The sequence below is a fragment of the Ruegeria sp. BG5 genome (assembly GCF_056538425.1).
Genome location: NZ_JBQFTC010000001.1, coordinates 297296 through 323223 on the forward strand (window position 1 = coordinate 297296; position 25928 = coordinate 323223).

The following is a 25928-nucleotide window of genomic DNA, read 5'->3' on the forward strand; positions in this document are numbered from 1 at the left end:
CAAGTGTAAACTATGTGACGGGGATTGCCGAATTTTATGCGAAACTGCGGATCGGGATCAGATGGTTGTCCCATTGGCAATCAGACCGGGTCAGGATCTGTGTCCGCGGCCCGTCCAGCGTGCCGACAAGGCCGGTTCCTGTAGTGAAGACCAAACCGTTCGGACCAGACCCAAGACCGCAGACATCGTTCAAGGCGAAGGCGTCTAGGAAGGTTGCGGTCTGCACATCGAACCGGTGCAAAGCGTTGCCGCGCGGGCAGGTGATGGCGATGGCCGTCCCATCGGCTGAAAACGCTATACTGCCTGCATATCCCTGTAACCGGCTTTGATCCGCTTCGGGGGCCGATAGCAGCGTCGCAGCTTCACCCCGGCGGTGCAGACCCACCAGCGGAGGATGCTCGGACGCACTGCCCTGCCATTGCATCGCAAAACCGACAAGCCCGTCATCGCGTACGGCCAGATGCCGGATCGAGTTCTTGTGCATGGCGCGCGGCAGTTCCACCTGTTCCAGCAGTGTTCCGGACAGATCGAGGTAACTCAGATTCGGGCGCATCACCGGCAGGTTCAGTTTGGTGCGTCCGGTGTCCGGATGGGTTTCAATCCCGCCATTGGCGATCACCAGCGACTGCCCGTCTGGCATCAGTCGCATGTCATGGGGGCCAACGCCGCCAGACGAGAACTCACCCAGACGTTCAAAACTGTCCGCGTCCCAGATGCTAACTTTTCCGGTACCGGCTTCATAGTCGTTTTCGGTGGCAAAGAAGTGCATGCCATCGGCCGAAAACGTGCCATGCCCGTAGAAATGTCGCCCCTCCGGGGCTTCAAGCCGGGCCAGTTCCGTGCCGTTGGCGCAATCGATCACAACGGCGAAGGTTCCGGGGCGGCGCGCGAAGGCGACAGCCTGCGCTTTGTTCGGATGTGCGGCGGCGGCGTGGCCGCGCGCGGGCAGGGGCAGGGCGAACAGGATATCTCCATCGGCGGTCAACCCCGCCAGACGGAATGAACCGTCGGGGAACAGCCCTGCAGCCAGATAGTCTGGCGCGCCAACGGAAGCCCATCCCCGGATCGGGGTGATGCTCGCCGCCGCCAACCCGGCAAGAAAACGCCTGCGACTGGTCAAGGCTCAGTCCCCGTCCAATGAGTTGAAGCCTGCGCTGATCCCAAGGGTCGGGCCAAGTTCGGTTGAGGCGATGGTGCGGATGTCGGTGATGGATTGTTGCAGGGCTTCGATCCGAAACCGCGCCGCAGGGTCCGCCACGCCGGCCAATGCCGGATCATCAATCGACCGTGCAGTGCCTATCGCGCGAGCGAAGGCGGCGTCCAGATCGGAGGCGACCTCGGGGTGATCAGAGGATAACCGCGCCGCCAGATCGCGCAGCGCGATCAGCGACAGTTCCACATGCCGCAAGGATCGTCCAGAGCGTCGCGCCTCGGCCCGCTTGGGGCGCGGGCGGTCGAATGTTCCGAGCGGTCGCCCCAGCCTTGTTGATGCGGTGAACTCAAGACCGGTCGAGAGCGCCTTGAACAACTCCTGCAGTGCCTCATCCTGCGTCCTATAGCGACTGTTGACGCCGGGTTGGGTCAGGCTGGGGGCGTAGGTCTGCCAGTCATCGGCCATCGCGCGGGCATTGGCGTCAATATCCGCTGTGATCACCTGAATCAGGGCGCAGCGGTAAGCAGCACTGCCCTGATCGGCAAACGCAGGGTCAAACAGCATCCGCTCCAAAGCAAAGAACCCACGCCCAGCCACCGAGGTTTCGGCGTAGACCTCAACGCTTTCAACGGCCGCGTCTTCGGCGGTGATATGCTGCGACAGGGCCTTGGAGGTAAACCCTTTGGTGTCGGGCCAGAAGGCCATGGCAAAAGCACGGTCATCCACCTCGGTCGGTCCAAAGCGTAAATGGCTGAGGGAAATCCAGCTGTCGAAAGACGCGCCATAGGCCGCGCGCAGGGCGGGTGAGGTTGGTTCGCAGTCCTGCTGTGCAGTCTCGGCCAGCGCGTCGGCGGTATCCGCCAGTTCGGCGAACCGGGGCAGGATATGCGACTGGGTCGCATCCAGCAGGATTGCGGAACGATCCTGTGCCAAAGCGCTAACCGGTAGCATCAGTGATGCGGCGATGAGGGGCAGTATGCGCATGTCAAAGGCTCTCAAGGAAACGGATCAGGGCGTCCCGGTCGGCCTTGGGCATTGAGACGACGGCATGGCGCGCCGCCTGCGCCTCGCCCCCGTGCCACAGGATCGCCTCCAGCAGATTGCGGGCGCGCCCGTCATGCAGGAATTGCGTGTGGCCCGAGACTCGTTCGGTCAGGCCAACGCCCCACAGCGGAGGCGTGCGCCATTCGCGACCGGTTGCGCGGGCTTCGGGGCGGTTGTCGGCCAGACCTTCGCCCATGTCGTGCAGCAGCAGGTCGGTATAGGGCCAGATCAACTGAAAACTCTGTTCGGGCCGGTCGTCCATGCGGTGTGTCACATGGGACGGCGTGTGGCATGCCGTGCAGCCCGTGGTGTAGAACACCTCTTTGCCGCGCAGAACCTCAGGGTTATCTACGTCGCGGCGGCCGGGCACGCCCAGATTGCGGCTGTAGAAGGCCACAAGATCCATGCCGATCTGATCGATCTCAAACCCGCGCGTGTCATCATCGCCATGCGGCGCGTCCGTGCAGGTGATCTGCGCGTCGGTACAATCCCCGTGCGGGGCCGGGAACAGTGGGCTTGAGATGCCGATATCCCCGGCAAAGGCCGCCGCTGACTGCTCCATGATCGTTGGCATGCCCGCCTTGTGCCCAAACCGGCCCATCATGGGGACATCGTATTCTGCCGACCAGACGATGTTCGCCCGGCCCGAGATCCCATCGCCATCCGAATCTTCGGGGTCGGCTTTGGCCAGAAGATCAGCGACCGGGATCGCCTCCAGCAAACCAAGGCCGATCATCTGCGGCGCGACGCGGGGGCTGAGCATCGCATCCGGGTGCAACGGACCATAGCCCAGATCGGCGGCCCGATAGGTCGGGCGGCGCAACGACACGATTTCGCCGTCCGACAGCGCGACCGGGACCTCTTCGTAAGTGATGTCCAACTGGTATTCCGCCGGGTGTCCGGCCAGCGCGAAGTCTTGCATCTGGCCACCATATGTCGGCTCTGGCAGGGTCGCGATATAATCCTCGATCTCGGGAAAGCCGTCGTTTGGGCCGCCCGGTATGGAGACTCGCAGGAACATAGACACCGCATTGTCATCCGGCCCGTTCGGCGTGTGCCCGCGCCCGTCCTTGATGTGACACCGCTGGCAGGACCGCGCGTTGTAAAGCGGACCCAACCCGTCAGATGCCAGCGTCGATGACGGCGACGACACCCAGATTTTCTTGAACAGCCCGTTGCCGACCTTGAAATCAAGCTCTTGCTCAAAGCTTAGGTTGCCCGAGGGTTGGGAAAACGCATCCGCATCGTTGCGCACGCGAACCGTTGCGGCCCCGGCGGGCAGGTCTTCGAACCGCTGCGGCACGCTGAAGTCCTGCGGCGGTGCAGTGACCGCCTCAACGCGGGCGCGTTCGTCATCGGTGCGGGGGGTGATGTTCAGGTGAAGGTCCTGCAGGGGAAGGTTTTGGGTTTCAGCAGGCAGGGCCGGGGTGGCCGCCAGGGCGGCCACTGACAGGGCAAAAAGACTATTCGCCTTCGTCCATTTTCGATGCGTTGAGTTGCGCATAATTGGCTTCGCCGATCCTTTCGTACAGGTCGAGCTGCGTTTCCAGGAAGTCGATATGGCCTTCCTCATCTGCGATCAATCCTTCGAACAGCGTCATAGAGACGTAGTCCCCGGCTTCCCTACAATAGTCGCGCGCTTCGGCATAAAGGGCACGAGCGTCCAGTTCGGCGGCCAGATCACACTCCAACGTTTCCTTTGGGGTCTGACCGATACGCAGCGGGTCCAGCTTTTGCAGGTTCGGGTGACCTTCCAGAAAGATGATGCGCTCAATCAGCTTGTCCGCGTGCCCCATCTCCTCGATGCTTTCTTCGCGGCTTTTCTTGGCCATATGGCCAAGGCCCCAATCTTCCTGAAGCCTGTAGTGTAGCCAATACTGGCTGACCGCGGTCAGTTCATGCCGCAGGGATTTGTTGAGATATTCTATGACCTTGGGATCGCCCTTCATCAGCTTTCTCCTGTGATACTCCGCTGCGCAACGCGCGGAGTTGCATGGGGACTTCCAGATTATCGCTTGAACGCATCGTGTCTAGGAAAAGCGGCATGCACCCGCCGCAATCCGCCGACTTTCCGAGGGCGTGGTAGATTTTGCCCGGCGTGATGATGGCCTGCGAATCCGCCGCGCGCATCCAGTCAATCGCGGCGCGGATGTCGTGGTCAGAGATGTTGGTGCAGTGGCATACGATCATGGCGAATCGAGGCTCGTTAGATTTCTTACTTAAATAGTAGGTTATTTGTTTCAGGTCCAGCGCGCTTTCATACGTCTTCGTGACCAGACCGGTCGGAACCGAGGTGTCGCCCCGTTTCCGACCGACGGGGCCGTTTAGTGGAAAACCGCGTCGGGGTTGTCCAGGCTGTCCGAGCCTTCGAACTCGATGTTGTCAAGCTCAAGTGCTGTGACGATGCGTTCGATGGTCTTGGTCTGGTCGATCAGGCCGTTGACGCCGCCCATGATCAGCGCCTCGCCACCGGCATTGCCGCGTTCCAGCATCTGGTCATAGGCAAATCCGGCTTCGGCGGTCGATTTCATCACGCCAAGCGCCAGCATCGTGTTTGCCAGCTTGGTCTTCATTTCCGCGTCCAGCGCAGGATCGCTTGCGATCACCAGCTCCGACAGCGATGCGCCGCTGACCGGCGTACCGTCGATACGGGTATAGCTGCCCAGATAGACGTTCTGGATGCCAACCCCGTTATAGTAGTGGTCGTTATGGGTGTTGTCGGCAAAGCACGAATGCTCTTCTTCTGGATCGTTCAGCATCACGCCCAACCGCATGCGTTCACCTGCGGTTTCCCCATATGACAGCGAACCCATGCCGGTCAGGATTGCACTGATGCCAGCGTCTTCGTTTTGGGTCAGAGCGGCGCGGGCTTCTCCACCTTCGGCCCACTGTGCCGCCATCCATTCCAGATCGCTGACCAGCAGATCGGTGGCAGCGCTCAGATATTGCGCGCGGCGGTCGCAATTGCCGTTGGTGCAGTCATCGCCCTGCGCATAGTCGGTGGCCGGACGGTTGCCCGCGCCAGCACCGTGGCCGTTCAGATCCTGACCCCACAAAAGGAACTCGATCGCGTGGTAGCCGGTGGCGACGTTTGCCTCGACCCCATCTGCCTCGTGCAGCGTGTCGGCCAGCAGCTCCGGCGTGATCTGGGACGCGTCAACCGTGTTGCCCGACAGATCAAAGCTTGGGTTGGCAATGACGTTCAGAACGGCGAACTCGTTTTCGTCGCTGGGCCCACCGTAAGAGGCGTCAACATAGTCGATCATCCCTTCGTCCAGCGGCCATGCGTTCACCTTGCCTTCCCAGTCATCAACGATGGCATTGCCAAAGCGATAGACCTCGGTCTGCTGGTAGGGAACACGCGCCGCCAGCCAGGCCGCGCGGGCGGCGTTCAGCGTGGCATCCGACGGATCGGCGATCAGGGCGTTAACGGCCGCTTGCAGCGATTTTGCCGCGATCAGGCTGTCGTCATATTTGGCTTCGGCGATGTCGGCATAGGTGTTCAGAACATCGGCTTTTGCGGGTGCATCACCGGCCAAGGCGCTGGTTGCGGCACAAAGTGTTAAAGCGCTGGCAGCGGTCAATAATCTGGTCATGAGGGTTCAGTCTTTCCTGTCAGAAACGGCTAAGTGGGCGAGTGGCCACATAGAGTTATGTATCAATAACTGAGTGATTAAGTCAGATTTGTCAACCTGAGTTTTATTGTCGGAAATTAAGCCGGGCAAGGTAGCAATCACCCGCTTATTCCCCATATCTGGCGAGGCCTGAACGCGGGGCTTGCGTTGCGCAACAGGGGATTCGGGCTAAACTGATCGGTGTGATTCTATTTTGGTGGTACTTGGTTAATGAAATGCGCGGTTTTGGCATTGTCCCTTTTGCCGGCGGCTGTCACGGCCCAGGCAACGCAGCTGGAAAGCCAGCCTGAACGTGGGACCGGACGGTTAGCCATTCAATTTTCGGGTGCCGAGTTTGCACTGTCTCTGGCAGTTCCCAGCGCGGATATTGTCGGGTTCGAGCGGCCTGCCGCCTCGGATGAGGACCGCGCCATGGTTGCGGTGGCAATTTCGGACCTGTCTAAGCCATTGGAGTTGTTCGTACTTCCGGAAGAAGCCGGATGCTTTACTGCCTCGGCGAATGTGGCCCTGACATCTGATGCGCAGGGTGCGCCAACCCAGGCGATCGGAGCCGAAACAAGCCCATCCGAGACCCCCGAACTGTCCGAGTTTCAGGCCGATTACGTGATCCAATGTCAGAGCATCGAGGCGCTGAACACAATCGAATTCGCCTATTTTGATCGGTTCGAAGCAACTCAGAAGTTTCAGGTCAGTGTCGAGCGGTCTGATGGGCTGCACACATTCGACGTCACCCGCGCCACGCCACTGGTGGATCTGTCGGGGCTTTAGCAACAATCCCAGCGCTCAACGCCCAATGAGCCCGCCAAGGGGACATTCAAACCATCTGTTGTCGGGAATTTTGGTAGCGGAGGAGGGACTTGAACCCCCGACACGCGGATTATGATTCCGCTGCTCTAACCAACTGAGCTACTCCGCCATGAGTGAGAGGCGATTTAAGGGAGCCGCTGGGGAGGGTCAAGGGGGAAAAGACCGGATCACAGCGGATTCTTTCAGATCGTTTGCGTGTTTTCGTCCTCGCCGGAATTCGATGTGTCCGCAGCGGATTGAATGACCCTGCGGATGAAATCTGCGCACTGGTCCGGAACCGTGATTGGCGTCATGTGGCCCAAACCGTCAACCTCTTCGTAGAACAACCCAAACTCCGTCATCGGAGGTCCGTGCAGCGCCGGAGACAGGATCGTGTCCTGCGCGCCGTAGAATACGCCGCCCGGGGTTCGCAGTTCGGGGTAGCGGGCGCTTTGGGCTGCGATGCTGTCATCCACGCCGACAAGATCCTGCGAGGCGGTGACGAAGGCTGACGGTCTTAACCCCAATGCCCCGCCCGCGCGGCTTAGAAAATCGTCCGGCACCGGTTCCGGGTCAAAGGCGAAATGCAGGGAATGGGGGGCCGTTTTGGCGGCAATCGGAACCGCCAGCGTGTTGCCCACCAGATTGCGTATCCATTCCGAACGGATTTCCAGCGATTTGAAGATCACTGGCGGGGCGGGCATCTTGTGGGTCAGCGGTGCCAGCAGGGCAAGGGCTGCCACCCGGTTCGGGTAATCCAGCGCGATGGCCAGTGACAGCGCGCCGCCCAGGGAATGCCCCACCAGCACCGCGTCGGATATGCCTTTGACTTCAAGAAATTCGTTGATCATCCGGGCCTGTTCCGGCAGCCGCCCGACCTCGGGCGCTTCGCGGGTCGAGTAGCCACATCCGGGGCGATCCAGGGCGATGACGTGATATTCATCGGCCAGCGCGTCGACCAAAGCATAGGTGAAATGCTGCAACTGCCCCGCCAGTCCATGGATCATGACAATGGTCTGCGCCTCGGGGTTGCCTTTTTCAACATAGTGAATGCTGCCCCCGGTGACAGGAACGATCTGCCCCAACTGCGGAACAGTTTTGAACCCCTCGTTGGTCAGATGCCGGGTCCAGAGGTGCATGACCAACAGGACGGCCGCTAAAAGGGCGATTAGGATCAGCACAATTGTCATCTCATCAATCTCCTGCCGCGTCAGGCGCGGGCCCGTAGTGTTCCATTCCTGACCGGGCCATACGCTTTTGGAATTCTGCGACGGTTCCGGGCCACAGCGTCGTGTTGCGCCCCTTGGCATCCAGATACCAGGACGTGCAACCGCCGGATTTCCAGACACCGTCTGCGTGGCGGTCCTGCATTTCTTTGGTGAACGCCTCTTGTTTCTCGGCATGCGGCGTGATGGCGTCCAGCCCTTGATCCGCCATCGCGCTCAGCACTTCGCCAATATGGCTGACCTGCGCTTCGATCATCAGCACGACCGAGTTGTGGCCAAGCCCGGTATGTGGCCCGAGCAGAATGAAGAAATTCGGGAAACCCGCGACGGCGGTGCCCAGATTGGCCTGCATCCCGTCCGACCACGCCTGCCTCAGCGTCAACCCGTCCAGGCCGGTAATGTCCAGACGTTCGGCAATGTCGGTGACGTGAAAGCCGGTGCCCCAGACCAGAATGTCGGCCTGCGTCTCGGACCCATCGGTCGCAAGTATCTTGTCGCCGTCGATGGATGCCACGCCCGACGGGATAACGTGAACATTGTCACGTGTCAGGGTGGGGTACCAGTCGTTGGAACTGAGGATGCGCTTGCAACCGATCTGATAGTCCGGGGTCAGTTTCTCGCGCTCGGCCGGATCGGATATGGCACCGTGCAGCGATTTGCGCCACATGTTCATCGCATACGCCACCATGAGCTTTTCGCCCCGGAACACGCGGTGGCGAAACTCGAAAAAGGCGAAAATCAACCCGCGTCTGATCCGGGCCAGCAAGGGGACGCGCCGGTACAGCCGCCGGACCCAGGGCGCAATTGGACCGTCCGGGCGCGGCAGGACATAAGGCGCGCTGCGTTGGAAGACCGTCACCTGTTTCGCGGTCTTTGCGATTTCGGGCACAAACTGAATGGCCGATGCCCCGGTTCCGACAACAGCTACGCTCGCGCCGGTCATGTCAATGTCGTGGTCCCATTCCGCCGAATGGAAGCTGGGACCGGGGAAGCTGTCGGCGCCGGGAATGGCCGGAATGCTTGGAATATGCAGCGCGCCGATTGCGGACACCAGAAACCGTGCCGTCCAGGTCTGGCCGCTTTCGCTTTCGACATGCCAGTGATCCCCGTCCCATCTGGCGAATTTCAGGCGTTGGTTGAACTGGCACAGATCGTACAGTCCTTCATCCCGCGCGACGTTCTGCAGGTAAGCCTGTATTTCCGCACCGCCCGCATAAGACTGGCTCCAGTCCGGATTCGGATGCGTTGCCATGGAATACAGGTGCGAGGGCACATCGCAGGCAACACCGGGATAGGTGTTCTCGCGCCAGGTGCCGCCGATGTCATCGGCCTTTTCAAGAATGATGATGTCGCGAATGCCGCGTTTTCGGGCCTCCAGCGCCATGGTCAACCCGGCGAACCCCGCGCCGACGATCAGCATCTGTGTCTTTTGCGTCAAAACCTTGCCTCCCGGCACAACCATATGGAGATAACCCAAAGATAGGAAGGGGTGTGGTTTTGAGAAGCAAGTTATCGGGAATAAAAGTAAATCAGTGGGTGCTTGCGCTGTGAACAATTGGCACGTGTGCGTGTCACAGGTTCAGCCGATCGGCCCGCCCGTGTTGCACCAGTCGCAGGTTCAGCTCATCCGCCTCGGGTGCGCCGTGTTCCAGCGCAAAGACAAAGGCGTGGGTCAAGTAGAAACAGGCGGCGTCAATGTCGCCTGCCTCCTCGCGTTCATCTGCGGCCATGGTGTAGTATCGGACAAGGCCCGCGTGATCGTTGCCGGCGTGCGCGGCAAGAAGCAAATCGTCAAGCGCGGCCCTGTCCATGCCCAACGGCCTATTCTGACCGTCCATTTTCAATCTGTGTCGCGACCCAATGGTGGAAATTATGCGTGGGGCCGTCCATCGCGGGTGAAAAGCGGCCACCGTCGAACAGCATACCGTGACGCCCCTTTTGCATCCCTTCGACGACAAAGACATCCTCTTCGAACACGGTTTTCCAAAGCTGCGCGTTTGATGCCCGCAGACCGTCATGCTGGGGTGTCTCAGCCTCGCTTTTGGCATAGTAGAGCTCGATATGCTCGACGGTGTTTTCCTGATCCACCGGTTCCAGCACGATGGCAAAGCTGTGATCGCGCTGAACGCCCAACAGCACGTTGGGATACAGCGCCACATATTCCGCGCCCTCATCCCATTTGTCGCTAAGGCCTTCGAAATCCGGCAGGGTCGCACCGTCTTGATCTGTCAGTTGCCGGTAGACCAGCGTGCCCTGACCCGAGTAATGCCCGCGCTTTTCGATATTGTAGTGGTCCTCCAGCCGGGAATAGCTGTTCAGGCCGGGATGCACCCAGGGCAGGTGATAGCTTTCGCAGTAATTCTCGACCGCCAGCTTCCAGTTGGTTTTCACCTCCAGCTTGAAGGAGGATTCGTCGCCGCCGTGAAACAGCGGGGTTTCGAACTCTTTCCAACGTTCCAGCAGCTCGCCGTGGGCGTCTTCGAAAGAGGGCGCATTGCCGTCGACATTCACAAAGATCACATCGCGCCAGACATGCGAGCGGATACGGACCAGCCCGAGGTCTTCGTTCTTGATGTCTTCGTGCTTGTTCTGGCCGGGGCCGCCGACATGAGGGGTCGCACGCAGCTCACCCTTCAGGCTGTAGCACCAGCTGTGATAGGGGCAGCGGATGGCCCCGCCGATCTTCTTTGGCGCGTCCACAAGGATCATGCCCCGGTGGCGGCAGGTGTTTTGAAACACGCCGATCTGCCCATCGCGATCCCGGACGATCAGCAGCGGCATTCCCAGAAAATCGACCGGCTTGGCATCACCGATTTCAGGCACGTCCTTGCCGAACCCGATGCCTGACCAATTCGCGTACAGGACAGATTTCCGTTCTTCCGCGAACATGGCCGGATCGACGTAATGTTCATTCGGCAGACCATTGGCTGTGTTCACATCGGTCAGAACCGACGAGAGCGGGCTGTGCTTGTTCATCGAACTCTCCTGCGGTTGGGAATTGCCTTTCAGTTTCCTATTGGCGGACAGGTTGGGGGGACATCAATATCAGAAAAGCTCATCAATGGATGAGTTGGACTAAACCGAACCATCGCGCACCTCGTCGATGATCCAATTTTTCAGGGCTCGGGCGTTGTCGGACAACTCCTCGTCCGGGCGTCCGACAAGGTAAAACTGGTTCGGCGCTTCCAGAAAATGTGATCCGATCGGCACCAGTTTACCGGATTGCAGCATTGGCTGAATCAAGCGTTTCCACCCCAGGGCCAGACCCGCCCCCTTGCGGGCCATCTGCAATGCGACCGAATAGCTGTTGACCCGCGTTTCCATTGTGATCCGGTCTGTATGGCCGAGTTGACGAAACCAGTCGGGCCAGGTTGTCCAAGTGTTGTCTTCGGAATCAAGATGTATCAGCCGCTGTTGCGCAAGGGTTCTTAGCCCGGTGCCCGCCAACTGTTCGGCAAGTTCGGGGCTGCCGACCGGCATCAGGTGATCCCGAAACAGCGGCGTGTGATCCAAGTTGGGATCACCATCGCGCCCGTAGCGGATAAAAAAGTCCAGATCGGATCGATCCTTGAACGGGCGATCCTGCGAGATCTGGTCGATGCTTACTTCGGGCATGTCACGCCAGAACCGGATCACAGATGGCGACAGCCACAAGGCCGCGACTGAGGTGGTCGATCCGACCGTGACCTTACCGCCATATGACCGATCCCGGATGGTCGAAAGCGATTTCGAGATGCGCCCGAAGGATGATGACAGCGCCTCGTGCAGCGCCTTGCCGTCATCCGTCAGGGCGACGCTGCGGTGTTTGCGCTGAAACAGCGGTGCCTCCAGATAGGCCTCCAACGCCTTGATCTGATGGCTGACCGCGCCGGGTGTCACCGAAAGCTCTTCGGCGGCGTTTTTGAAGCTGAGATGGCGGGCGGCCGCCTCAAAAGCCGACAGGGTTGTCAGGGGCGGCAGTTTGTAGTGGCGACGGGACATAGGGACCTGGCTGGCTTCGGGTTAGTTTTGCTCGTGCGACTATGAAAATTTTTATCGTTGAACGCTAGCATTTGATGCATTGAGAATGCGTCAAATTTCAACGTTTGCGATTTTGGAGTCGCGAAAAACATCAAACAGGTCGGTTCTTGCGCGCCGGTTCGGCGGATGCCCCGTTACGCAGGCATACCAAGCATAGTCAATTCCGATACACAGTCGGGCATAAGTGTTCAGGGTCGCATTCGGGCCGCCTTCCCGGAGATGCCGTTCAAGCGTGCTGGTTTAAACCTGCAAAGGACCAAGGATGGAAATGTGCGATGCAAATTCAAAAGGCAAACACTCTAGGGACCTTGTTCTAACTTCGCATGTGGCATGGAAAGTCACCCATTCGAAAAGAAACTGAGAGGGCTTCGCCTTTGCAGCGACCCCCGAAAACCACGGATCGACAACACGGAGGAGAAATATGTCGGTACCTGAACCATTCACGGATCTTGAGATAGAAACGGCCGACGCCGGTTTCTATGAGAATTATAGTGTGCCGATTGCGCTGATCAGCAAGGGCATCATGGTGGCCTTGGTGCTGTGGGCGCTGGTGTTTCCGGCAAACGCAAACAGCACATTGGGCAGCTGGAACGGTCGGCTGCTCGAAAGCTTCAACGGCTTTTACGTGATTATTGTTGGCCTGTTCTTTTTCTTTCTGGCGATTGTCGCGATCATCCCCTCGACCGGAAAGCGGATCATGGGCACGCCTGGCGAAAAGCCCGAATTCTCGAATTTCTCGTGGTTTTCGATGATGTTTGGCGCTGGTCTGGGCGTTGGCCTGATGGTGTTTGCCACCGCCGAACCGCTGGGCCTGTGGGGGTCGAACCCTGTTGTCGTGTCCGGCTCGGTCGAAGGCAACAGCCCCGAGGCGCTGCAATCGGCCTACCGGTTCACCTATCTGCACTACGGCTTCCACGCTTGGGCGATCTACGTGGTGACCGGCCTGTCGCTGGCCTATTACGCATATACGCGCAACATGCCCCTTACCATTCGCTCGGCGCTGACGCCTTTGTTCGGTCGGCTGATGAACGGGTTCCTGGGTCATGTGGTTGACGTGCTGGGTGTTGTGGCAACGATCCTCGGCGTCTCGGTGACCATCGGCTACGGTGTCAGCCAGTTCATCGATGGGGTCTACGCCATCACTGGCATGCAGTGGGTCATGGATCTGGGTGGTGACGTGCCAACCCCAAGCAAAGTGGGTCTGATTGCAGGTCTGCTGGTCATCATGTGCCTGTCGATCATCTCGGCTGTTTCGGGTGTCGGGCGCGGGGTAAAGTACCTGTCGAACCTCAATCTGGTGCTTTCGATCATCCTGCTGGGAACGTTCGTCGTGTTCGGATCGTTCGTCTTTGCCATGACGACCTATGGTTCGGCGATGGTCGATTACATCCTGAACTTCCTGTCGCTCAGCTTCAGCGCGTATGGGCCGTTGTCTGCGGAATCCTTCGCGGCGGCCTTGCCTGCCGAGGCGCAGGCGCACGCCAACGACCTATTCGGCGGCGCAACCAACGCCTGGGGCAGCTTTGACGGCTTCAAAAGCGGCCTTGAAGGCGCCGCAGCCGAGTTGGACGAGGCCACTCTGACCGCAGCATATGCTGCTGGTGAGCAGGGCCGTCAGTTCGGATGGCAAGCCGGTTGGACCACGTTCTACTGGGCCTGGTGGATCGCGTTCTCGCCCTTCGTGGGCCTGTTCCTTGCACGTATCTCCAAGGGCCGTTCGGTGCGCGAGTTCATTCTGGGCTGTGTCTTTGCACCTGCACTGGTCTGCTTTGCGTGGATGACGGTTCTGGGTGGCACCGCGATTGATCTGGAGCTGGCCGGTGCCGCAGAAGGTGCGATCATCGGGGCATCGAACACCAACAAACTGTTCGTGACCCTGTCTTACATGATCGATGGCGGGCTGCTGTCTATGCTGAACGTCATGTGCGTGATCCTGATCATGACCTTCCTCGTGACCTCAGCGGACTCTGGCATTCTGGTGATGAACACCATCATGTCGGGCGGCAGTCAGGAAACCGGCGTCAAGCACCGTATCATCTGGGGTGTGATCCTGACCGCTGTGATCGGTGCGCTGATCCTTGCAGCCGGGGACAACAACCCGATGGACGCGCTGCGCAACGCGATGATCATCGGGGCGTTGCCGTTCACGATGGTCATGGGTCTGATGTGCATCGCACTGGGCAAGGCCTTGTTCCGCGACGGGCAGCGCGACAAACACGCGGCCTCGTCTACGCAGGCGGCTGAATAGCGCCTGTTGCGATCCCTTGAAAACAACGGACGCCGCCCAATCCGGGCGGCGTTTTTCGTGTCGCTTCCTGCAAGCACATATCGCAATCAGAGAGGTGACAGCCCGGCGAATCCCCCAAAGTGAAACGCAAGATGGAGGATTGCCAAGTGAACATCCGTACGACAACGCGCGCCGGTGGGCGCTCGGCCCGCCGCGCGCTGCGCACCGCACCGAACTTTGACATGTTGCCAGGTCTGACCCGGGGCATTCCGCTATGCGAGGTCATGGACGGCGGCCAGGTGGAACGCATCGACAACGCCTCGATGGACATCCTTGAAAACGTCGGCGTTCAGTTCCGCGACCCGATTGCACTGGAGGACTGGAAGAGGGCAGGGGCCAAGGTCGAGGGTGAGTTGGTCTATCTGGATCGGGGCCTTGTGCGCGAGTTGATCGCGACGATCCCGTCGGACTTTACCTACCACGCCCGCGATCCTGACAAGAATGTACGTTTGGGTGGGAAGCACTCGATCTTTGTGCCGATGACCGGCGCGCCGTTCCTGCGCGATCTGGACGATGTGCGCAGGAACCCCACGCTGGACGATCTGGCGATGTTTCACAAACTCAGCCACATGATGCCCGCGCTGCATTCCTCGGCGCATCATATCGTGGAACCGTATGACCATCCGATCAGCCAGCGGCATCTGCGCATAACCTATTCGTCGATGAAACACTCGGACAAGACGTTCATGGGCATGACCACCTCGCCCAAGAACGCCGAAGACGTGATGGAGATGTGCGCGATCCTGTTTGGCGAGGATTTCCTTGAGGATCACCCCGTTACCACCGGCAATTGCAATGGAAACTCACCGCTGGTCTGGGATGAGACGATGCTGGGCGCGATGCGGGCCTTTTGCCGCCGCAATCAGCCCGTCTTGTGTTCTCCGTTCGTTTTGGGCGGGGCCAATACGCCTGCCTCTGTTCCCGCCACGGTCGCACAGCTAAACGCCGAGGCGCTGAGCGCGCTGGCCTATACGCAGGTCATCCGCAAAGGGGCTCCGGCGATCTATGGTCATTACCTGTCGACAGTATCGATGAAATCTGGCGCACCGATGGCGGGTACGCCCGAGATCAGCCTGATGAATTTCATGATCGGTCAAATGGCGCGGTATTACGATGTGCCTTGGCGCACCTCGAACACGTTGGGCGGGGCCAAAACCTTTGACGCGCAGGCAGGATATGAATCGGCGACGACGCTGAGTGCGGTGATGCATGCTGGGGCGAACTACATCTGGCACAGCGCCGGGTGGAACGAGGCCGGAATGCATTGTTCGGTTGCCAAGTTCATTGTCGATGCCGAGCAATGCGCGATGGCCTACCGCATGGCCGAGGGGCCCAAATGGGGCGATTTCGACGAAGCACTCTCTGCCGTCCCCGAGGTCGGGCCTGGCGGGCATTATCTGGGCCACCCCCACACGCAGGACAATTTCCAAACCGCGTTCTTCATGCCAGAGATGTTCGATAACAACTCGATCGAACAATGGGTGGCCGAAGGTGAGGTCGAAATAACCGAACGCGCGTTGACCCACGCCCGCAAACTGCTGGCCGAGTATCAGGAACCCACGCTCGACATCGCCAAGAACGAAGAGCTGCTGGACTACATCGCCCGCCGGGAACGAGAGATCCCGGCCGCCGATGAGTTGAACCAGACCTACTAAAGAACACTCCCCGTACTGGCCCGCCCCTGCACAGGCGGGCCCTTTTTTGTTCATGATCCGAAGGCCAAAATGAAGATCGCCGAAATTCACATCTACAGCCACGAACTGCCGGTCAAAAACGGCCCCTACACGATGGCAAATGCCGAAGTTTGGGCGCTGGACACGACCCTTGTGAAACTTGTGGCCGAGAATGGTCTGGTGGGGTGGGGGGAAACCTGCCCGGTCGGTCCGACCTATGCCGAAGCCCATGCCGCCGGTGCCCGCGCCGCATTGGCCACAATGGCAACGGGCATGATCGGGGCCGAGGTGCTGCCGGTGCCGCTGCATCGCCGGATGGATGTGGTGTTGAACGGGCATAACTACGCCAAGGCGGCGGTGGATATTGCGGCGCATGATCTGTTGGGCAAAGCGCTGGGCGTTTCGGTTGCTGATTTGTTGGGTGGCGCAGTGAGCCGCAGATTGCCCTCCTACTACGCGACCGGGGTCGGGGCACCGGACGACATCGCGCGGCTGGCGGGTGAGAAGCTGGCCGAAGGCTATCCTCGCCTGCAGATCAAGGTTGGTGGGCGCCCGGTCGAGCTGGATATCGAGACGATCCGCAAAGTGTGGGAGGTGATCCGGGGCTCGGGCATGAGGCTGGCGGTCGATGGCAATCGGGGCTGGACCACCCGCGACGCGCTGCGTGTCAGTCGCGAATGCCCCGAGATCCCGTTCATCATGGAACAACCCTGCAACACCATTGAGGATCTGCAGAAAATCCGGCCACAGATTCAGCATCCGATCTACATGGATGAAAACAGCACCAGCCTGAACACCGTTATCACTGCCGCGGGAACCGGGCTGGTGGACGGATTCGGAATGAAACTCACTCGGGTCGGCGGTTTGCACCCCATGCGCGCCTTCCGTGACATTTGCGAGGCGCGCAACCTGCCGCATACCTGCGATGATGCTTGGGGCGGGGATATCATCGCCGCAGCTTGCACGCATATCGCCGCGACTGTGCGCCCGGACTTGTTGGAGGGCGTCTGGCTCGCAGCACCTTATATTGATGGGCATTACGATCCGAAAAATGGCATTCAAATCAACGGCGGGCATATCGATCTGCCAACCGGGCCGGGCTTGGGTGTTATGCCTGACGAAGGCCTGTTCGGCGCGCCTGCCGCGTCATTTTAGATGGGGTGAGAGAATGGATTTGAACGGAAAAGCAGCCCTTGTGACAGGCGCGGCAGGTGGGATCGGCACCGCACTGGTGCAGCGTTTGCGCGATGCCGGTGCGCGTGTCGCCGTGGCAGATCGCAATGTGGACGGGATCGAGGCCGAGGCGCGTTTGCCGGGTGATCTTCTGAACCCTGATTACGCGGACGCTTTGCCCAAGGCGGCAGCTTCGGCTTTGGGTGGTCTGGACATCGTTCTCAACAATGCGGGCGTTATTACGCGTGGGTCTGTCACCGAGACCTCGGATGACGATTGGTCCTTGTCCATGGGCGTGAATGTCGAGGCCCCGTTTCGCATTTGCCGGGCCGCGATTCCGATCATGGCTGATGGAGGCGGCGGGGTGATCGTCAACACAGCCTCTTGCTGGGGGCTGCGTCCGGGGCCGAACCACGCGGTCTATTGCATGACCAAGGCGGCCATCGCGTCGCTAACGCAGTGCATGGGGATGGATCATGCGCATCAGGGCATCCGCATCAATGCCGTTTGCCCGAATGAGGTGAACACGCCGATGTTGCGCTCGGGCTTTGAAAAGCGGGGATTTGACCCCGACACCGCCGTGGCCGAACTGGGCCAGACCGTACCGCTGGGCCGCATAGCCGAGCCTGAGGATATCGCAGATGTTATCATGTTCCTTGTCTCGGACGCGTCGCGTTATGTTTGCGGCACATTGGTTGAGGTGAACGGAGGCAAACCTGTCTCATGATGCGATTTGAAGGCAAAACCGCGCTTGTCACCGGCGGACGCAGCGGGATTGGTCGGGCCATCGCCGAACGGCTGCGGCACGAAGGCGCGCGCGTGTTTACGGCGCAGCGCGGGGCAGACCCGGAGTTTGAAGGGATCACCGCGGACTTTACCGATCCGGATAGTCCCCGTCGGGTGGTGGATGCCGTTATCGCCAAGGCCGGGCGTCTGGATGTTCTGGTCAACAACGCAGGTATGATGCAGGAATCCTCGGTCGAGGATATGAGCCTTGAGGACTGGCAGCGCACTCTGACCGTCAATCTGACCGCGCCCTTCCTGATGATAAAAGCCGCGCTGCCGCATCTGCGCAAAACGCGGGGTTGCATCGTAAATACCGGATCGATCGAAGGTTTGGGCAGCAATCCCGGTCACGCGGCCTATTGCGCGTCCAAGGCCGGTTTGCATGGCCTGACCCGCGCTGTTGCTGTGGATCACGGGGCCGAAGGCGTCCGCTGCAACGCGGTCGCGCCGGGGTGGATCGACACCGACCTGAACGAGGATTTCGTCAACGCGATGCCCGATCCCGATGCGTTTCGCCGAGATATTGCAAATATCCACCCTGTCGCCCGGACCGGACGGCCCGAGGAAGTTGCGGCGCTTGTCGCGTTTCTGGCCTCGGAGGATGCGGCATTCATCACCGGGCAGATCTACACCGTTGATGGTGGGCGAACGGCAAAGCTCAGCCTGCCCTGAGACCTTCGGATCTACTCCTTGCCCGAGCGCCATTCCTTCCAGATCAGATAGCTGTTTGCCCCGAGCGAGGCGAAGGGCTCGGGCGGCAGGCGCGGCGGGTCCGGCTGCGCCAGAAAGTGATCCGCGATTTCTGAGCCGCCTTGCAGCACAAGCTCGGCAATGCCCATTCCTTGCAATGTCCCGCGGGCGATGCCGAGGCCGTTCTGGCAGCACGCAGAAAAGACGCCGTCTTCCAGTTGTCCAAAGGCGGCTGATCCATTGCGGCTGAGGCAGAGCATTCCGGCCCAGCGATGCTCCATCTTCACATCAGGCAAATGCGGGAAGCGTTCCGTGAACTTCCGGTCATGCACCCAGCCCGCGTTGCGCAACCGCATCGGGCTGGTTTCGATGCTCGGGTGAAAGCTGGAACAGGTGCGGATCAGGATGCGATCCCCATAGCTGCCCGACACACGCCGGACCGAGGTGCCCATCGGATCGGCCGGCGTTGCCGACCAGCGCGACTGCCCGCCTAGCGTGTTGATCTGCGCCTCGGTCAGCGGGGCCGTGATCGAGGCGTAGAGGCAGATATGCATCAACTGCCGCTGGTAGAACCCAAAGCTTTCAAGATGGCCGTTATTGGCCAGAATGATCCGCCCGGTGCTGACCCTGGCCTTGGGGGTGTTGACCACCCAGCCTGCACCTTGCTTTTCAAAACCGGTGACCGGAGAGTTCTCGAACACGTTGATCTGTTCCGCCAGTCGGGCCGAGAGCGCCCGAATATAGGCTGCTGGCTGGATCATCACCGTTCCCGGTGCATAAAGACCCGAGGTGTAGTGAGGGCTGCCTGTGATCTCTTGCATCTGCTGTTGATCATAAAGCGTATGCGGCTCGCCCAGTTTGGTCAGATGCTCGGCAAATTCGTGATTATGCGCGTCACCCGCCTTGGTGGCGGCGGCGTTGTACTTGCCGCATGGGTCGAACATTTCCTGCGGCAGGTCGCACTCATCGGCTACTTCGGTCGCAAAACCGATGGCCTTGCGGTTCAGTGCGATGGCGGCGCAATCCGCCTCTAACCCTTCGCCCGCGTAATTGTCCGAGGCTAGATCATGCGGCAGGTCGATCATGAACCCCGAGTTCCGCCCTGCCGAGCTGTCTGCGAATTGGCCCGCCTCCAGCAGAACGATTTTCAGGGACGGATCCAGTTGGTGCAGCCGTCGCGCCGTGCTGAGCCCGGCAAACCCGCCACCGACAATGGTGATGTCGGCGCTTTGGTCCTGTTCGAGCACCGGCAGGGGTCTCTGGGGTGGCAGGATGGCATTCCATCCCGCCGGGCCGGTCTGCCGGGGCAGTCTTTTGGCCTGGAACTGTGTCAATCCACGGCCTCGTCCGCGTCATCGGCCAGATCGATCCAGATGGTTTTTAGCTGAGTGTACTGGTCATGGGCATGGACCGAGTTGTCGCGACCACCAAAACCCGATTGCTTGTAGCCGCCAAACGGGGTGGTGATGTCGCCCTCACCAAAACTGTTGACTGTCACGGTGCCCGCCCGGATCGCCCGCGCGCCGCGAATGGCGCGCTTTGCGTTGGCGGTGAAGATCGAGGCGCAGAGGCCATAGTCGGTGTCATTGGCGATCTTGATAGCCTCGTCAAAACCCGAGACTTCGATCACTGACAGAACGGGGCCGAAGATTTCCTCACGCGCCAGAGTGGCGTCATTACCGGGCACTTCGACCACGGTGGCTTCGACAAAGCCCTTCTCTGCTTTTCCTCCAATGACCACGTTTTCGGCCTGATCCAGATAGCCGCACACTTTGTTGTAGTGCCCTTCGCTGACCAGCGCGCCCACACGGGTTTCCGGGTCAAGCGGGTCGCCGATATTCCACTGTTTGGCGTGATGGGCGATGCGCTCCAGCAGTTCCTCTTTCACGTCCTTATGCACGATCAGGCGGGACGAGGCCGAGCAGTTTTCGCCCATATTCCAGAACGCGCCGTTCACCACATGCGCGGCCACCCGGTCGAGGTTTTCGGCGTCCTCCATCACGATGGCGGGGTTCTTTCCGCCCATCTCAAGCACCACCTCTTTGGCGTTGCTTTCAGCCGAGTAGGTCAGGAAACGCTTGCCGGTCACGGTCGATCCGGTGAACGAGACCATGTCGATATCCGGATGCCGCCCAATCGGTTCGCCGACCTCGGCCCCGCCACCGGGCACGATGTTCAGCACGCCGCGCGGCAGACCGGCCTCCATCGCCAGTTCGGCCAGGCGCAAAGCGGTAAGCGTGGTTTCCGCTGCTGGTTTGACAACGACCGAGCACCCAGCTGCCAAAGCAGGCCCGATCTTCCACGCCAGCATCAGCAGCGGGAAGTTCCACGGTAGCACCAGCCCGACAACGCCGATGGGTTCGCGCACCACCATGGCGATGTGATCGTCGCTGGCGGGTGAGACCTGATCGTAAATCTTGTCAATCGCCTCGGCGTGCCATTTCAGGCAGTGAATCGTCTCGGGCACGTCCACGGTTTCGCAGTCATAGATGGTCTTGCCGCTGTCGATGCTCTCCATCACCGCCAGTTCGCGCGCGTTGCGTGTCATCAGCTTGCACAGCCGGATCAGCACGTCCTTGCGCTCGGATGGATGCAGTTTCGACCAGCGGCCATCGTCAAATGCCTCACGCGCCTTTTCGACAGCAAAATCCACATCCGCCGCACCGCAGGCGGCGATTTCGGCCAGTTTTTCGCCGGTGGCGGGGTTCACCGTCCCGAATGTCTCACCCGAGATCGCCGGGCGGAATGCGCCATCAATGAAGGCTCCGGTCGGCAGTTCCAGATTGGCAGCGATGGATTTGTATTCGTCCTTAGTAAGCAATCCCATGCCTTAGCCCTCCGCCACGATATCTGCGATTGTCTTTTTCAATACGCGCGTCACCTGTTCTAGCGCGCGCTTGTCGTCCTTGTTCAGACCTTTCAACGGAGGCCGCATCGCGCCCGCGTCGATCCCGTTCATGGTCACACCGTGTTTGATGGTCTGGATGAATTTGCCGCCCTGTTCCAGCACCCGCATCAGCGGCATCATGGCGGACATGATCCGGCGACCCTTGGCGAAATTGCCCTCGATCACGCAGGCCTGATACAGGGCCACATGCTCTGCAGGCAGGAAGTTCGACCCGCCGCAGACCCAGAACGGTGCGCCCCAGGCAAAGAACTCCAGCGCCTGATCGTCCATGCCGCAGCCCAGCTGGATATGCGGATAGTCGCGCGCCAGCAGATGCACCCGGTTGATATCCCCCGAGCTTTCCTTGATGCCGCAGAAGTTGCGACTGCGACCCACGCGGTCGAGGAATTCCTCACCCATCATCGTGCCGGTGCGGTGTGGGTAGTTATACAGCATGACAGGCAAGTCAGCGGCTTTGTCGATGGCCAGCGCGTTCAGTGCATTTTCGCGATCGGTTGGCACTGAATAGGGCGGGCTGGCCAGCAGGATGGCATCGGCACCGATCTCACGCGCGCCCGAGGCCAGGGCAATCGAATCCGGTGTCAGCATTGCCCCGGTTCCTACGACCAACGGCAGACGGCCCTTCAACTGCTCATGCGTGAACCGCGCCAGTTCCAGCCGTTCCTCGACAGTCTGCGCATAGTTCTCACCGGTCGACCCGCCCGAGATCAGGCCGTGCACGCCATTCTCAATCAGGTATTCGATCACCTGCGCCAGAGCGTCCCAATTCACGCGTCCATCGTCGTGATAGGGCGTGACCACCGGGGTATAGATTCCCTCAAATCTGAAAATCGGGTTCATTCCGTCCTCATGCAGGTTTCGAAAGTGGGACGCCCATCGGGACATCCAGCGCGTCGGGCATAACGAACAGCTCGATCTGATCGCGTGACAGGTTCCAGTGATCCTCAGCCAGCTGCGCAGCAGCCGCCTCATCGCCCGCCTCGATGGCGGCGATGATGGCGTCGTGCTGACGGCTGGCTTCTGACAGGTTTTCGGACATTTTGGCCGTCTGAGGCCGGTAAAAGGTCATCCCGATCCGGGCGTGATCGATCAGCAACCGGTTAAACGACGGCAGCAAGTAGACATTGCCTGACATCTCTCCGGTCACGTCATGAAAGCGGTTGTTGGCCAGCGCGCGATCCTCGGCAGACCCCGACCGCAATGCTGCCTTAAAGGCCTGTTGGGCGTCTTTCAAAGCGTCCATCTGCGCGTGCGTGGCGTTTTGCGCCGCTAGCCGCAGGATTGCGCCGTAGATCATTGGGGCTGCCAGAAAGAAGTCGCGCAATGTGGTGTAAGACATCTCGGACACCCGCGCACTGCGATTGGCGCGCAGATCCAGATAGCCCTCGCCTGCCAACTGCCTGAACACTTCGCGCAGCGGCGTCCGGGACAGGCCAAATGCATCGGACAGATGCGCCTCATCCAGATCGGTGCCGGGTTGCAGGCGCAGCGTCAGAATCGCGACCTTCAGATGCTCGGTCAGTTCGGTTTTGCGGGACTTGGCATCGTCTTTCATCAGGGCCCTCTGGCTTGGCGCGGACGAATCACAAATCCGGCCGCTGTGCACCACCTGTATTCGAAAAAAATACAACTTGTATACAGAAAAAAATCGTGCAGCATGACACTTCCTGAAAGACTCGGGCGCGAACTGCCCAATTGAACTGGAAACACCATGCGCCAAACGCGGCACATCACCTTCATCCTGGTCGAGGAGTTTTCGCACCTCGCCTTTTCCTGCGCGGTCGAGCCGTTGCGGATTGCCAATCTGGTCAGCGATGAAAAGCTATATGAGTGGACCCTGCTGTCCGAAGATGGCGAACGTGCGGTGTGCTCGAACGAGCTGGTGACTTTGGTGCATGGCGGTTTGGATGACCTGACCAAAACGGACCAATTATTCGTGTTGTCGGGCATTCACATGCGCAATCACGTCACGCGACCGTTGCTGTCCACTCTTAGGCGCGAACGGGCGCGGGGGACGCCAATTGGGGCGTTGTGTTCCGGGGCGTGGCTGCTGGCCGAGGCCGGTTTTCTGGACGGGATGCAGGCCGCAATTCACTGGGAATATCACGACGCGTTCATGGAGGCGTTTCCCGAAGTGAACCTGGTGCGCAGCGTATTTGTGGCTGACGAAAAGCACATCACCGCCTCGGGCGGCACGGCGACGGCGGACCTGATGCTGCACCTGATCGAACGCGACCACGGAGAGGAACTGGCCATCGAGGTGGCCGATCAGATGGTCTATAACGCCGTCCGAAACGCCACTGCAAAACAGCGCGTCTCGCTTCAGTCGCGCAACGGGATGCGCAATGCGCATCTGGCCAAGGCGATCCAGATCATGCAGGGCAGTATCGAAACGCCGGTTTCACCTTCGGATATTGCCGAGACCTTGGGCATTTCGGCGCGCCAGTTAGAGCGTTTGTTCGGCAAATACCTCAACACCTCGCCCAAGAAATACCTGATGGAGATGCGTTTGGAGCGGGCACAGAAGCTGTTGTTGCAAACCGAAGCCTCAATCACCGAGGTCGCCATTGCCTGTGGCTTTGAAAATCCCGGTCATTTCTCACGCGTGTACCGGTCAAGCTTTGGTGTGACGCCGCATTCGCAAAGAAACAAGATCGACTGAGAACGGCAAGGCGGGGGGAGCACAGCAATCATCCGAAAATTGGACAATCGCGTGCTCACCCCCTGAACCCGCCGAGATACCCCCTCGTTAAAAAATCTGACTAGTCAACCGTTCGGCGGGCTTAGGTGTCGATATATATCGATATTGGCATAACTATTGCGAGATCATGTCACTTGTGCGTTAGTTTCTGCCACAATGATTAACATTTGAACCTTGATGAGGTCAGATGCTGGATATGAAACGCGAAATCGGGCGCTGATGATCGCGGCTAAGTTCGCCAAAAACGGCCCTTCATCAATCACCCGCCCACATCCCGAAAGAGCTTTCGTCAAACTCGGCGACCATGGGTGCGTGGTCGGATTCTGGGAATTTGCTGTCGGTTGCGAAGGCGATGCTTTCGTCGTGGATAAGTTCGTTATGAATCTCGGCATTCACAAAACTTGCCATCATTCGGCGCGACACAAGCATATGGTCCAGCAGGTTGGGCTTTCCGTGGTGATACAGGGTAAAGCGGCGGCTTTGCGCAACGGATAGTGCGACAGGGTGCATGACCCGGTCATTCAACGCGGGGTTTCCAGTGTCCTCGGTCGTACCGCGAATGGCCATGATCGGCACGTCGTTGGGCTCGGCATTGAAATCGCCGCAGATCAGGATTTTGGCGTTCGGCTCGTTCTCGAAGATACCGTCGACAAACAAACGCGCCTCCAGTGCTGCACCGACCCGTTTCATGGATGAAATGAAGTACCCTTCGGCCCAACCCGCCGCGCTGGCCCATTTGTAATTTGTTGGCCCCTGTCCCGGAATCGGAGTGGGGATCTTCGACTTGAAGTGGACGTTCAGAATGTGGATCGGATCCTCCTGACCTTTCCTCAACCGCACATAAAGGGACGGACGTTCCCATTTGACGTCCAAAGGATCCGGATTGCCGGTTGCCGTGACCCGCGAATAGGACGGCGGATTTACCAGCGTGTTCTGAACCTCCCGAACCTCTTCAACGGTCATGTCGGGCGAAGACGCAACAACCAGATTGCGGTATCTTTCGACATCGGGTTTGTTTTTCAGCGTGGTAGAAGAGAGTGTAAATTGCTCGTACCTGGTGCCCGTCAGCAACGTGTCAAGCGCCCGAAGCTGCCGCGGGCCGCTGTCCATATCCTGCCCGTGAACTTCCTGAAAACAGATGACATCTGCCCGCAGTCTTTCCAGCATCGGCTGCAGGATTTTGACGCGATCATTAAAGGCGGCGGTGCTGTTTTCTGATGTGCCGTCGTCGAGGTTCTCAATGTTGAAAGTCGCAAAACGCATGGCGTGGTCCTCAATGAAATGAATACAAAAACGCTAACATATTGGGGTAGAAATGATACCGTTTTGAGACAAACGACTGAATAGATGGCGGATCTTCTGATAGGGCCACATGATCGCTATTCGTGCAAAAACTGGACCCTGAGGACAAGTTTACCGCCCGGTTCTAGGGTCATATTCTGTAGGTTTGCCTAAGGATTGCCCGAAGCGACCATTGCCGCCAGCGAAATCATGGCTTCGCTAGGAATGCACAACACTAAAAGCGGGATGGTGCTGCTGGAGAGAATTGAACTCTCGACCTCTCCCTTACCAAGGGAGTGCTCTACCTCTGAGCTACAGCAGCGCTGTGGGCGGGTGATTAGACTCAAACGAAACGGGGCGCAAGGGTGTCTGGACGGTTTTTTTCGCCTCCTGTAGAGAAAGACCATGGCAGACAAAGATACACCTAAAAAACACGGCAAATCCGGGGATGCGCGGGAAGAGCGTTTGAAGGCTGCGCTTAAGGCGAACATGGCGCGGCGCAAGGCGCAGGCCAGGGCGCGGGCGGCATCCGACAACAAGGCCGGTAAGGACGAGGGATAAGAGC

24 protein-coding genes and 2 tRNA genes are annotated in these 25928 nt (G+C 59.5%); 8 read left to right on the forward strand and 18 right to left on the reverse strand.

Annotation, left to right across the window (positions count from 1 at the left end):
* Positions 1–34 precede the first annotated feature (34 nt).
* The 6 genes from ACR0KX_RS01380 to ACR0KX_RS01405 form a co-directional block, all read right to left on the reverse strand.
* Positions 35–1120, reverse strand: coding sequence for a DUF1513 domain-containing protein (locus tag ACR0KX_RS01380; RefSeq protein WP_170622957.1), 1086 nt, complete (start codon positions 1118–1120; stop codon positions 35–37).
* Positions 1121–1123: 3 nt separating this feature from the next.
* Positions 1124–2137 carry an imelysin family protein gene (locus tag ACR0KX_RS01385; RefSeq protein ID WP_170622959.1) on the reverse strand — a complete coding sequence of 338 codons (1014 nt, stop codon included), beginning with the start codon at positions 2135–2137 and terminating at the stop codon, positions 1124–1126.
* A 1-nt stretch (position 2138) separates the two neighbouring features.
* Entirely contained in the window at positions 2139–3644 is a 1506-nt protein-coding gene (locus ACR0KX_RS01390) for a di-heme oxidoreductase family protein (protein ID WP_480707769.1), read from the reverse strand.
* A gap of 16 nt (positions 3645–3660) precedes the next feature.
* On the reverse strand, positions 3661–4146 hold the full coding sequence (bfr, locus tag ACR0KX_RS01395) for a bacterioferritin (protein ID WP_480707770.1): 486 nt from the start codon (positions 4144–4146) through the stop codon (positions 3661–3663).
* A complete protein-coding gene (locus tag ACR0KX_RS01400; protein WP_170452471.1) occupies positions 4094–4387 on the reverse strand; it encodes a (2Fe-2S)-binding protein in 294 nt (97 codons plus the stop codon). The genes bfr and ACR0KX_RS01400 overlap by 53 nt, the downstream gene beginning before the upstream one ends.
* Before the next feature lie 134 nt (positions 4388–4521).
* Entirely contained in the window at positions 4522–5793 is a 1272-nt protein-coding gene (locus tag ACR0KX_RS01405; protein ID WP_170622962.1) for an imelysin family protein, read from the reverse strand.
* 270 nt (positions 5794–6063) lie between these two features.
* On the opposite strand from ACR0KX_RS01405, the gene ACR0KX_RS01410 reads away from it, so the two are divergent.
* Positions 6064–6600: a ZrgA family zinc uptake protein gene (locus tag ACR0KX_RS01410; protein ID WP_170622964.1), complete on the forward strand. Its 537-nt coding sequence runs from the start codon at positions 6064–6066 to the stop codon at positions 6598–6600.
* A gap of 71 nt (positions 6601–6671) precedes the next feature.
* Here the strand turns inward: ACR0KX_RS01410 and ACR0KX_RS01415 are convergent.
* The 6 genes from ACR0KX_RS01415 to ACR0KX_RS01440 all read right to left on the reverse strand — a co-directional run bounded on the left by ACR0KX_RS01415 (position 6672) and on the right by ACR0KX_RS01440 (position 11825).
* Positions 6672–6748: transfer RNA gene (locus tag ACR0KX_RS01415), tRNA-Met, on the reverse strand.
* Between the two features lie 73 nt (positions 6749–6821).
* Complete coding sequence (locus ACR0KX_RS01420) at positions 6822–7808, reverse strand: alpha/beta fold hydrolase (RefSeq protein WP_170622966.1); 987 nt, start codon at positions 7806–7808, stop codon at positions 6822–6824.
* A gap of 4 nt (positions 7809–7812) precedes the next feature.
* Positions 7813–9282, reverse strand: coding sequence for a flavin-containing monooxygenase (locus ACR0KX_RS01425; protein WP_170452464.1), 1470 nt, complete (start codon positions 9280–9282; stop codon positions 7813–7815).
* Positions 9283–9415: 133 nt separating this feature from the next.
* Positions 9416–9655 (reverse strand): hypothetical protein, encoded by a 240-nt coding sequence (locus tag ACR0KX_RS01430; RefSeq protein ID WP_170632158.1) that lies wholly within the window; start codon positions 9653–9655, stop codon positions 9416–9418.
* A 10-nt stretch (positions 9656–9665) separates the two neighbouring features.
* Positions 9666–10820, reverse strand: a complete 1155-nt coding sequence (locus tag ACR0KX_RS01435; RefSeq protein WP_480707771.1) for an aromatic ring-hydroxylating oxygenase subunit alpha — start codon at positions 10818–10820, stop codon at positions 9666–9668.
* Positions 10821–10919: 99 nt separating this feature from the next.
* Positions 10920–11825, reverse strand: a complete 906-nt coding sequence (locus ACR0KX_RS01440) for a LysR substrate-binding domain-containing protein (RefSeq protein WP_170452460.1) — start codon at positions 11823–11825, stop codon at positions 10920–10922.
* A gap of 460 nt (positions 11826–12285) precedes the next feature.
* Here ACR0KX_RS01440 and ACR0KX_RS01445 point away from each other — a divergent pair, with 460 nt between their 5' ends.
* From ACR0KX_RS01445 to ACR0KX_RS01465, 5 genes are all read left to right on the forward strand, one after another.
* Positions 12286–14112 carry a BCCT family transporter gene (locus tag ACR0KX_RS01445; RefSeq protein ID WP_170521847.1) on the forward strand — a complete coding sequence of 609 codons (1827 nt, stop codon included), beginning with the start codon at positions 12286–12288 and terminating at the stop codon, positions 14110–14112.
* Between the two features lie 146 nt (positions 14113–14258).
* A complete protein-coding gene (locus tag ACR0KX_RS01450) occupies positions 14259–15806 on the forward strand; it encodes a trimethylamine methyltransferase family protein (protein ID WP_480707772.1) in 1548 nt (515 codons plus the stop codon).
* Positions 15807–15875: 69 nt separating this feature from the next.
* Positions 15876–16979, forward strand: a complete 1104-nt coding sequence (locus tag ACR0KX_RS01455) for a mandelate racemase/muconate lactonizing enzyme family protein (RefSeq protein ID WP_170622973.1) — start codon at positions 15876–15878, stop codon at positions 16977–16979.
* Positions 16980–16992: 13 nt separating this feature from the next.
* The gene (locus ACR0KX_RS01460; protein ID WP_170622975.1) at positions 16993–17724 is read left to right on the forward strand and encodes an SDR family oxidoreductase; all 732 of its coding nucleotides are present in this window, start codon (positions 16993–16995) and stop codon (positions 17722–17724) included.
* On the forward strand, positions 17721–18455 hold the full coding sequence (locus tag ACR0KX_RS01465; RefSeq protein WP_170622977.1) for a 3-oxoacyl-ACP reductase family protein: 735 nt from the start codon (positions 17721–17723) through the stop codon (positions 18453–18455). The genes ACR0KX_RS01460 and ACR0KX_RS01465 overlap by 4 nt, the downstream gene beginning before the upstream one ends.
* Before the next feature lie 11 nt (positions 18456–18466).
* Here the strand turns inward: ACR0KX_RS01465 and ACR0KX_RS01470 are convergent, their stop codons facing one another.
* From ACR0KX_RS01470 to ACR0KX_RS01485, 4 genes are read right to left on the reverse strand one after another with little or no spacing between them, the layout of a single operon-like run.
* Positions 18467–19807: an NAD(P)/FAD-dependent oxidoreductase gene (locus tag ACR0KX_RS01470; protein WP_170622979.1), complete on the reverse strand. Its 1341-nt coding sequence runs from the start codon at positions 19805–19807 to the stop codon at positions 18467–18469.
* Positions 19804–21300: an aldehyde dehydrogenase gene (locus ACR0KX_RS01475; RefSeq protein WP_170622981.1), complete on the reverse strand. Its 1497-nt coding sequence runs from the start codon at positions 21298–21300 to the stop codon at positions 19804–19806. Before ACR0KX_RS01475 ends, ACR0KX_RS01470 begins: the two co-directional genes overlap by 4 nt.
* Positions 21301–21303: 3 nt before the next feature.
* Complete coding sequence (locus ACR0KX_RS01480; protein ID WP_170622983.1) at positions 21304–22221, reverse strand: dihydrodipicolinate synthase family protein; 918 nt, start codon at positions 22219–22221, stop codon at positions 21304–21306.
* A 7-nt stretch (positions 22222–22228) separates the two neighbouring features.
* The gene (locus tag ACR0KX_RS01485; RefSeq protein WP_170622985.1) at positions 22229–22936 is read right to left on the reverse strand and encodes a GntR family transcriptional regulator; all 708 of its coding nucleotides are present in this window, start codon (positions 22934–22936) and stop codon (positions 22229–22231) included.
* A gap of 156 nt (positions 22937–23092) precedes the next feature.
* On the opposite strand from ACR0KX_RS01485, the gene ACR0KX_RS01490 reads away from it, so the two are divergent.
* Entirely contained in the window at positions 23093–24043 is a 951-nt protein-coding gene (locus ACR0KX_RS01490; RefSeq protein WP_480707773.1) for a GlxA family transcriptional regulator, read from the forward strand.
* Between the two features lie 294 nt (positions 24044–24337).
* Here ACR0KX_RS01490 and ACR0KX_RS01495 read toward each other — a convergent pair whose 3' ends face one another.
* Positions 24338–25345 carry an endonuclease/exonuclease/phosphatase family protein gene (locus ACR0KX_RS01495; protein ID WP_480707774.1) on the reverse strand — a complete coding sequence of 336 codons (1008 nt, stop codon included), beginning with the start codon at positions 25343–25345 and terminating at the stop codon, positions 24338–24340.
* Positions 25346–25610: 265 nt separating this feature from the next.
* Positions 25611–25685: transfer RNA gene (locus ACR0KX_RS01500), tRNA-Thr, on the reverse strand.
* A gap of 83 nt (positions 25686–25768) precedes the next feature.
* On the opposite strand from ACR0KX_RS01500, the gene ACR0KX_RS01505 reads away from it, so the two are divergent.
* Positions 25769–25924, forward strand: coding sequence for a hypothetical protein (locus ACR0KX_RS01505; protein WP_170452420.1), 156 nt, complete (start codon positions 25769–25771; stop codon positions 25922–25924).
* Positions 25925–25928: the final 4 nt, after the last annotated feature.

Excerpts from the sequence above, each read along its gene's own strand:
- ACR0KX_RS01420 (WP_170622966.1), bottom strand. The coding sequence starts at position 7,808 with ATGACAATTGTGCTGATCCTAATCGCCCTTTTAGCGGCCGTCCTGTTG.
- ACR0KX_RS01475 (WP_170622981.1), bottom strand. The coding sequence starts at position 21,300 with ATGGGATTGCTTACTAAGGACGAATACAAATCCATCGCTGCCAATCTG.
- ACR0KX_RS01435 (WP_480707771.1), bottom strand. The coding sequence starts at position 10,820 with ATGAACAAGCACAGCCCGCTCTCGTCGGTTCTGACCGATGTGAACACA.
- ACR0KX_RS01460 (WP_170622975.1), top strand. The coding sequence starts at position 16,993 with ATGGATTTGAACGGAAAAGCAGCCCTTGTGACAGGCGCGGCAGGTGGG.
- ACR0KX_RS01385 (WP_170622959.1), bottom strand. The coding sequence starts at position 2,137 with ATGCGCATACTGCCCCTCATCGCCGCATCACTGATGCTACCGGTTAGC.
- ACR0KX_RS01490 (WP_480707773.1), top strand. The coding sequence starts at position 23,093 with ATGCGCCAAACGCGGCACATCACCTTCATCCTGGTCGAGGAGTTTTCG.
- ACR0KX_RS01405 (WP_170622962.1), bottom strand. The coding sequence starts at position 5,793 with ATGACCAGATTATTGACCGCTGCCAGCGCTTTAACACTTTGTGCCGCA.
- ACR0KX_RS01455 (WP_170622973.1), top strand. The coding sequence starts at position 15,876 with ATGAAGATCGCCGAAATTCACATCTACAGCCACGAACTGCCGGTCAAA.
- ACR0KX_RS01400 (WP_170452471.1), bottom strand. The coding sequence starts at position 4,387 with ATGATCGTATGCCACTGCACCAACATCTCTGACCACGACATCCGCGCC.
- ACR0KX_RS01480 (WP_170622983.1), bottom strand. The coding sequence starts at position 22,221 with ATGAACCCGATTTTCAGATTTGAGGGAATCTATACCCCGGTGGTCACG.
- bfr (WP_480707770.1), bottom strand. The coding sequence starts at position 4,146 with ATGAAGGGCGATCCCAAGGTCATAGAATATCTCAACAAATCCCTGCGG.
- ACR0KX_RS01505 (WP_170452420.1), top strand. The coding sequence starts at position 25,769 with ATGGCAGACAAAGATACACCTAAAAAACACGGCAAATCCGGGGATGCG.
- ACR0KX_RS01430 (WP_170632158.1), bottom strand. The coding sequence starts at position 9,655 with ATGGACAGGGCCGCGCTTGACGATTTGCTTCTTGCCGCGCACGCCGGC.
- ACR0KX_RS01465 (WP_170622977.1), top strand. The coding sequence starts at position 17,721 with ATGATGCGATTTGAAGGCAAAACCGCGCTTGTCACCGGCGGACGCAGC.
- ACR0KX_RS01495 (WP_480707774.1), bottom strand. The coding sequence starts at position 25,345 with ATGCGTTTTGCGACTTTCAACATTGAGAACCTCGACGACGGCACATCA.
- ACR0KX_RS01485 (WP_170622985.1), bottom strand. The coding sequence starts at position 22,936 with ATGAAAGACGATGCCAAGTCCCGCAAAACCGAACTGACCGAGCATCTG.
- ACR0KX_RS01445 (WP_170521847.1), top strand. The coding sequence starts at position 12,286 with ATGTCGGTACCTGAACCATTCACGGATCTTGAGATAGAAACGGCCGAC.
- ACR0KX_RS01440 (WP_170452460.1), bottom strand. The coding sequence starts at position 11,825 with ATGTCCCGTCGCCACTACAAACTGCCGCCCCTGACAACCCTGTCGGCT.